Annotated in this window: 7 protein-coding genes; all 7 read left to right on the top strand. The window is 38.6% G+C overall.

The window, feature by feature from the left end:
- Nucleotides 1–218: 218 nt before the first annotated feature.
- The 7 genes from RYP29_RS04825 to kdsA are packed head-to-tail and all read left to right on the top strand — an operon-like array spanning nt 219 to nt 7,974.
- Nucleotides 219–1,055: a UDP-2,3-diacylglucosamine diphosphatase LpxI domain-containing protein gene (locus tag RYP29_RS04825; protein WP_311532510.1), complete on the top strand. Its 837-nt coding sequence runs from the start codon at nt 219–221 to the stop codon at nt 1,053–1,055.
- Nucleotides 1,055–2,197, top strand: a complete 1,143-nt coding sequence (gene lpxB / locus RYP29_RS04820; protein WP_038148749.1) for a lipid-A-disaccharide synthase — start codon at nt 1,055–1,057, stop codon at nt 2,195–2,197. Before RYP29_RS04825 ends, lpxB begins: the two co-directional genes overlap by 1 nt.
- Nucleotides 2,190–3,920: a lipid A export permease/ATP-binding protein MsbA gene (msbA, locus tag RYP29_RS04815; protein ID WP_005376614.1), complete on the top strand. Its 1,731-nt coding sequence runs from the start codon at nt 2,190–2,192 to the stop codon at nt 3,918–3,920. The genes lpxB and msbA overlap by 8 nt, the downstream gene beginning before the upstream one ends.
- Nucleotides 3,921–3,922: 2 nt before the next feature.
- Nucleotides 3,923–5,227, top strand: coding sequence for a 3-deoxy-D-manno-octulosonic acid transferase (locus RYP29_RS04810; protein WP_016476608.1), 1,305 nt, complete (start codon nt 3,923–3,925; stop codon nt 5,225–5,227).
- A 39-nt stretch (nt 5,228–5,266) separates the two neighbouring features.
- The gene (gene lpxK, locus RYP29_RS04805) at nt 5,267–6,379 is read left to right on the top strand and encodes a tetraacyldisaccharide 4'-kinase (RefSeq protein WP_311532509.1); all 1,113 of its coding nucleotides are present in this window, start codon (nt 5,267–5,269) and stop codon (nt 6,377–6,379) included.
- A 44-nt stretch (nt 6,380–6,423) separates the two neighbouring features.
- A complete protein-coding gene (gene kdsB / locus RYP29_RS04800) occupies nt 6,424–7,155 on the top strand; it encodes a 3-deoxy-manno-octulosonate cytidylyltransferase (RefSeq protein WP_314985716.1) in 732 nt (243 codons plus the stop codon).
- Entirely contained in the window at nt 7,156–7,974 is an 819-nt protein-coding gene (gene kdsA, locus RYP29_RS04795; RefSeq protein WP_005376564.1) for a 3-deoxy-8-phosphooctulonate synthase, read from the top strand.
- Nucleotides 7,975–7,979 lie beyond the last annotated feature (5 nt).

Genomic DNA, 7,979 nt, shown 5'->3' with positions numbered 1-7,979 from the left:
AGAGCCTTATTTTATACTCTTTTTAGGTACATCCTTTTTGAGTAAGAGTGTAGGAAAATACAGTGCGTTTATAGCTAGAAAAGCGTTGAAATTATAGTAAAATGGCGTGATTTATAGTACAATATAGTGTATATGAGTATGTCTTAAAATTATACTCAAAACAAATGATTTGACGAAAAATTGTGGACCATATAAGGCTTCACATAGGAGGTATAGTCGTGGCAAAGGTAGGTTTAATTGCAGGTATTGGCGTTTTACCTGTTGAGTTCATGCGGGCTGCTCATATGTTGGGGCATCAAGTTGTAGTTATCGGAGTTGTGCCTGATACGGATCCCATATTAGAGAAAGAAGCGGATGCTTTTTACAACATTAGTGTGGCTAAGTTAGGTAAAATATTTAAAACCTTGAAAAAAGAGGGCGTTACTGAGCTTACTATGCTCGGAAAGGTAACAAAGGAAATTTTATATAAAGGCTTATCCTTCCCTGATTTAAAAACTTTGGGTGTCCTTAAACGATTGAAAAATCGTAAAGATGATACTATTATGCTCGCTATTGTTGATGAAATTGAACGAGAAGGTTTTTCTGTTCTAGATCAAACTGTGTATTTGAAACCGTTCATGCCTAAGGTTGGGGTGTTGACCAACCGACAACCGACAGAAGAACAATGGCAGGATATTTGTTTCGGCTTTGAATTGGCTAAACAGATGGGCAAGCTTGATATTGGTCAAACTGTAGTAGTAAAGCATAAAGCAGCAATGGCTATTGAGGCTATTGAAGGAACTGATAAATGCATATTGCGCGGCGGTGAACTCGGTAGAGGTGAGGCCGTAGTCGTTAAGACTGAAAAACCAAATCAAGATGTTCGCTTTGATGTGCCTGCTGTAGGTATTAAGACATTAATGTCCATGATTGATAGTGGTTGTAATGTTTTGGCTGTAGAGGCTGAAAAGACGATATTTGTACAACAAGAAGATGTACTAGAAATGGCTAATCGCCATAATATTATTATTTGTGCTGTAGATCAAGCATTTGTAGATGCTAGAAAGGAACTATGATGAAAATTATGTTTTCTGCTGGCGAAGCGTCTGGAGACACACATGGCGCTAGCGTGGCCAAAGCGCTTTCACAAATAGATTCCAATATAGAAATGTTCGGTATGGGTGGCACCTTGATGGAACAAGCTGGCGTTCGTATCGTATATGATATCAAAAATCTCGGCGTTATTGGCATCGTAGAAATCATAAAATCATTGCCAAAGTTCTTTAAATTACGCACCTATTTAAAACGAGTTATGTTGAAAGAAAAACCAGACGTACTCGTATGTATCGATTATCCGGGATTCAACATGAAATTGGCTGAAGTAGCTCACCAGTTAGGAATCCCTGTATTGTACTATATAGCGCCTACTATTTGGGCTTGGCATAGCAGCCGTGGCAAGACGATTAAGAAATTTGTTACAAAGGTGGCCTCTATTTTTCCGTTTGAAGCAGAAGCATATCGCAAGTTCAATTGTGATGTAGAATTTGTGGGGCACCCATTAGTAGATATCGTTCATCCATCCATGACTAAGGAGGATGCGATGGACTACTTTGGGGCTAGGCCAGAAGCAAAACGCGTTCTATTGATGCCGGGCAGTCGAAAACAAGAGGTATTATCCCTCTTGGATGTAATGCTTGAAAGTGGGGAACGCTTATTACAGTCTCACGAAGATGTACAGTTCTTTTTACCGCGTGCTCATACGATTGAACGCAGTGAATTAGAAGCTTTCATCAGTGAACGAAATGTCCCTGTAACGATTACGGAAGACCACACCTATGATTTGATGCAAATCTGTGATGTATGTTTAGCTGCATCGGGCACTGCTACACTAGAAACAGCGATGATGGAGTTGCCAACTGTATTATTATATAAGGTATCGCCTATTACATATGGCATCGGTAAGATGGTCGTAAATCTTACGCATGTAGGGTTGCCTAATATTGTGGCTGGCAAGGAAGTCATTCCTGAATTATTGCAAGATGATGTTTCTGTAGATGCTATAGTGAATACCGTCTTACCTCTACTAGATGATTTGCAAGTTAATCAACATATGCGCTCCGAATTGCGCAACGTCAAAGAAAAACTAGGTGAGTCAGGTGCTGTTAATCGCGTGGCTCAATTGATTTATGACCTAGGTAAGGAGAAAACTAATGAATAGTTACTCACGTTTATTGTATTTTGTGAGACCCTATTATAAACGAATGATATTTGCTGTATTTTGCATGATTGTAGCAGCTGCAGCATATCTCGTAGTACCATGGCTAATCAAAAACGTCGTTGACCAAGTATTACAAGATAAAAATATGTTTATGCTCAATCTCATCGTTGGGGCCATCATTTTGATATTTTTAATTCGTGGCTTTGCCACATATGGGCAAACTTACAATATGTCCTATATCGGTCAACGGGTTATCATCGATGTACGGGAAGCAATTTTTAAGCATTTACAACGCTTGTCCTTATCCTATTTTGATCGCCGTAAAACTGGCGTCATCATGAGTAATCTTACAAATGACGTATCTGCTCTTCAATCAGCAGTAGTAGATAATCTTATATCTCTTATTACGGAGTCCGTTACCTTAATTGGTTCTTTAGTTTCCATGTTGCTCATCGATTGGAAATTAACGCTTGTTACATTTATAACGGTACCAATGGTGCTGATCATCATAAATGTATTTGGTAAAAAGTTGCGTTTAGCTGGTCATGATGTACAAGGCCGAATCGCTGATATTACGGCTCTTTTGCAAGAGGTGATTTCCGCTATTCGCGTCGTAAAATCTTTTGCTCGCGAAGGTTTTGAAGTTAAGCGCTTTGAAGTAGAAAATCAAAATAACTTTAATGCTGTTATTAAAGCCACTAAATTGACTAGCTTATTAAGTCCTATGGTTGAGTTCTCTGCAGCGATTGCGGTGGCAGTTATCTTATGGTATGGTGGCTATTCCGTAGTTACAGGAACGATTACAGCTGGTTCTTTAATTGCGTTCTTGATTTATGCTATTAACCTATCAAATCCTGTTAAGCGTTTGAGCCAAGTGTATGGTAATATACAAAAAGCGTTGGCTGCAGCTGATCGTGTATTTGATATTTTAGATACAAAAGCAGATGTAGTGGAAAAAGAAAATGCTATAGAATTGCCTGATATTAAGGGCGATGTAGATTTTAATCACGTTAGTTTCTCCTACGATGGTGAAAAAATGGCATTATGTGATTTTAACTTGTCTGTTAAGGCTGGTGAAAGCGTAGCCTTAGTAGGTCCGTCTGGTGCAGGAAAAACGACATTAGCCAATCTATTACCTCGTTTTTATGATGTTACGAGTGGATCTATAACAATTGATGGTACAGATATTAAAGACGTAACCTTTAAATCGTTACGTAATCAAATTGGGTTAGTACCACAAGAAACAGTTTTATTTAATGCATCCATTAAAGAGAATATTTTATATGGTCGCTTAGATGCGAGTGATGAAGAAATTTACGAAGCAGCTAAGGCGGCGAATGTATTAGAGTTTGTGGATAAGATGCCTGATGGTCTCGATACTATTGTAGGTGAACGAGGTAGTTCGTTATCAGGTGGTCAACGTCAACGCGTTGCAATTGCACGTGCTATCTTGAAGAATCCTAAGATTTTAATTTTGGATGAAGCTACGTCTGCTCTTGATACAGAAAGTGAAAAACTGGTACAAGAAGCGTTAGACCGCTTGATGGAAGGTCGTACAGCCTTTGTTATTGCCCATCGTTTGAGCACTGTACAAAATGCACATCAAATTGTTGTATTAAATCAAGGTAAGTTGGTAGAGAAGGGAACTCACCAAGAACTATTAGCCTTGGAAAATGGTTTATATAACCATCTTTATTCCGTTCAGTTCTCTAATAAAGGATAAACATGTACTGGATATATAATGTATTGCTCATATTTTACTGGATTGGCCTAATTCCGGTTATCCTATATCGTCTTGCTTTTGAAGATGGTTTTTATGAGCGTATAAAACAAAGTGCAGGATATATGCCTGCTACACTATTAAAAAAAATAGAAGGACGTCGTGCGATATGGATTCATGCTGCATCAGTTGGGGAGATTGTTGCAACGAGTCCTCTTGTAAAAGAAATTAAACGAGAGTTTCCAGAAGCGGTAGTCGTTGTATCTGTCGTTACAGCAACAGGTCATGCGATGGCACATCGAATTATACCGGAAGCTGAAGGCATAATTTTCTTCCCCTTAGATTTACCGTACTTAACACGTAAAATTTTGCATATCATTAAACCGATTGCTATTTTATTAGTAGAGACAGAAATTTGGCCAAATTTCTTGCGTATTGCAGAGTCTGAAAAGATTCCAGTTATGATGGTGAATGGTCGTATTTCCGATCGCAGTATGAAACGCTATCGCTATATTAGTGCTTTCACGCGGGAAATGTTGAGCTCTATCGAACGATTCTGTATGCAATCGAATTTTGATGCAGAATATATTGCACAGCTTGGTGCGAACCCTGATGAAATTACCGTTACTGGCAATATGAAGTATGATCAAACCTATGCGACAGTATCCGAAGAAGAAAAACAAGCCTTGTTAGACGAATTTGGATTTGGTCATAATCATCCTATTATTGTGGCAGGCAGTACACACAAGGGTGAAGATGAAGCTGTATTTGAATCCTTTAAACAGGTTTTAGTAGAGTATCCTAATGCAAGATTACTTATTGCGCCTCGTGAGATTTATAGAGGCCATGATGTACAGACCTTAGCAAAACGGTATGGTTTGGAAGCCATTTGTCGCAGTGATATGACTGAGCCTGTTCATAAGGAAATTCCTGTAGTAGTACTTGATACGATAGGGGAACTTGGCCGTTTATATAGCTTAGGTGATATCATCTTCGTAGGCGGTTCTCTTGTTAAAACAGGTGGACACAATATTCTAGAACCAGCTGCTCATGGAAAACCTATTATTGTGGGCCCGCATATGTTTAATTTTAAGGAAATTTTTAATCTCTTACATTCTAGACATGCATGTGAGCAAGTTAAAAATCAAAAAGATTTAACTACTATGATTTTACATCTCTGTAAACACCCTGAATTAGCGAAAGAAATGGGGCAGAATTGCTTAGATATTATCAGTGAAAATCGTGGTGCAACGCGTCGCAATACGCAAGAATTACGTCAACTATTTGAATCACATCATATTATTCCTTAAGAAATATTGGTGTAATCGATACGGAAGGAGGTGCCTACTATGAATGGTGAAGATATTTTTAAGAGCATTGTAAGCGGCGAAGATCAATCTATCTTAGGCGATGTAGCCAGGGCTGGGTTATCACTTCTTAGTAAGGGTTATAAAAAGGCTGTTACTATGCGCAACTCAAAATTTGATGCGAATAAAGGGGTTGTAAAAGTATCGGTACCTGTCATTAGTGTTGGTAATATAACGGCTGGTGGAACTGGTAAAACTCCAATGGTTAGACTTATCTGTGATATTTTAGGTCAGAAGGGATTTCATCCAACCGTATTGAGCCGTGGTTATAGAGCTAAAGATAATAGTCAAAATACAATTATTTCTAAGCATGGATCTATTTTGGTAGAGCCTGAGGAAAGTGGAGATGAGGCTTGGTTATTAGCGAAGGTGTTACCAAAATCTAGTGTAATCATTGGCCGTAATCGCATAGAATCGGCACGTATAGCTATTGATGAACTAGGTGCAGATTATCTTGTAATGGATGATGGTTTCCAACATCGTGCGTTGTATCGTGATAAAGATATCGTATTAATCGATGCATCAAATCCTTTTGGCTATGAACATGTATTGCCAAGAGGGTTATTGCGTGAGCCTATGGAGGGCCTTGCAAGAGCCGATATTATTGTGCTCACCAAAGTAGATCAAGTTGATCCAGGATTGGTAGCCGCACTTAGGAAACGATTGGCGCGGATGGTGCCACAAAAGCCTGTTTATGAGACCATTCATAAGCCACGTGCTGTCTATACACTTGAAGCATGGGCTAATGGTGATGAAGGAAATCCTATTGGTACTGATAACGATTTGCCTATTATGGCTGTAAGTGGTATTGGTAACCCGCAGTCCTTTACAAAGACACTAGAAGATTGTGGTTATGACGTAGTGCATACAATGGGCTTTGGTGATCATCATGATTTTTCGGATGATGATGTAGTTGAAATCTGGAAGCAAGCTTTTGCGCATCAAGCCAAGGCAATTATGATTACTGAAAAAGATGCTGTTAAATTAAGTCAGTTGCATACAATTGAAGACTTGAAAATACCGATTCTAGTGCTATCTATAGGCATTGAGTTCCTTTCTGGAAAACAAGAATTCATAGAAAATTTAGAGATTTAGTGTATAATAATAAGATACGCAAATAAAAGAAATGGGGTTTTATTGTGAATATTGGTTGTGTGATTCCAGCTCGATTTGGTTCCACGAGATTGCCAGGAAAACCATTGGCAGATATCGCGGGTAAACCTATGATTCAACGTGTTTATGAACGTGTGACAGAGGCGAAGAAACCACAGGTGTTTATCGTGGCTACTGATGATCAACGCGTATATGATGCAGTTAAATCTTTTGGTGGTACGGTTGTTATGACTGATGCCAATCATCCGACTGGAACTGACCGATTAGCTGAAGTAGCACAACAATATAATGACCTAGATGTTATCATCAATGTACAAGGTGATGAACCTATGATTGATGCGCATTTAATCGATCAGTTAGGAGCGCTTTTTGAAGATGATGAACATCTACAAATGGCTACAGTAGCAACCCCTTTATTAGAAGATGAGTATGATGACCCTTCTGCAGTGAAGGTTATACTTAATAAACGAAATGATGCGATGTATTTTTCTCGCTCTTTAATTCCATATCCACGTCATGATTTTGTTAATGCTCCTTTAAAGCATATTGGTATCTATGCATATCGTCGTCAATTTTTATTAGACTATGCAAAAATGAAGCCTACTGCAGCAGAGCAAACAGAGTCGTTAGAACAGTTGAGAGCGTTGGAAAATGGATTTTCCATTCGCGTTATTACTACAGATAAACGATTTGTTGGTGTAGATACACCAGAAGACTTAGCTCGTGTAAATGCAATATTCGAGCAAGAGGAGAAATAAATGAAAACAGTAAACGTTGGTAATATGACAATTGGTGGCGGTAAAGGGCTGTTTGTATTAGCCGGTCCATGTGTAATAGAAGATTACGACCGCACATTGGCAATTGGTAAAGAGGCTAAAGCAATATGTGAACGCCTCGGCATTCCTTATGTATTTAAAGCTTCCTTTGATAAAGCTAATCGGTCTAGCTTTAATTCTTTCCGTGGACCAGGCCTAGAAGAAGGACTAAAAATTTTAGCATCCATCAAAAAAGAATTGAATGTACCAGTTGTTAGCGACATCCATTCTATTGAACAAATTGAACCTGCTGCAGAAGTGTTGGATATTCTTCAAATCCCTGCATTCTTATGCCGTCAAACAGATTTAGTTTACGGTGCTGCTAAAACAGGCAAATGCGTAAATGTAAAAAAAGGTCAATTCATGGCTCCCAAAGATATGGAGAATGTTCTTAATAAAATGAAAGAATCGGGCAATGAAAATCTTATGCTTACAGAACGTGGTTTTAGCTTTGGCTATAATAATCTCGTTGTAGATATGAGATCATTCCCTATTATGCGTTCCTTTGATTATCCAGTAATTTTTGACGCTACACATAGCGTGCAATTGCCAGGTGGGGCTGGTACAAAATCTAGTGGAAATCGTGAATTCGTGCCAAATTTAGCGCGTGCCGCTGTCGCTAGTGGTGTAGATGGTTTATTCTTTGAAGTACATGATAATCCTGAAGAAGCGCTTTCCGATGGTCCAAACATGGTGTATTTAAATCAATTTGAAGATTTATTAAAAGACTTAGTAGCTATTGATAAAATCGTAAAACGATAAGGGGC

The sequence above is a fragment of the uncultured Veillonella sp. genome (genome assembly GCF_963534045.1).
GTDB lineage: Bacteria > Bacillota > Negativicutes > Veillonellales > Veillonellaceae > Veillonella.
Note: the sequence above shows the minus strand (reverse complement) of the source record. Positions and strands in the feature narration are given on the sequence as shown.

Excerpts from the sequence above, each read along its gene's own strand:
- kdsA (WP_005376564.1), top strand. The coding sequence starts at position 7,156 with ATGAAAACAGTAAACGTTGGTAATATGACAATTGGTGGCGGTAAAGGG.
- lpxK (WP_311532509.1), top strand. The coding sequence starts at position 5,267 with ATGAATGGTGAAGATATTTTTAAGAGCATTGTAAGCGGCGAAGATCAA.
- msbA (WP_005376614.1), top strand. The coding sequence starts at position 2,190 with ATGAATAGTTACTCACGTTTATTGTATTTTGTGAGACCCTATTATAAA.
- lpxB (WP_038148749.1), top strand. The coding sequence starts at position 1,055 with ATGAAAATTATGTTTTCTGCTGGCGAAGCGTCTGGAGACACACATGGC.
- RYP29_RS04810 (WP_016476608.1), top strand. The coding sequence starts at position 3,923 with ATGTACTGGATATATAATGTATTGCTCATATTTTACTGGATTGGCCTA.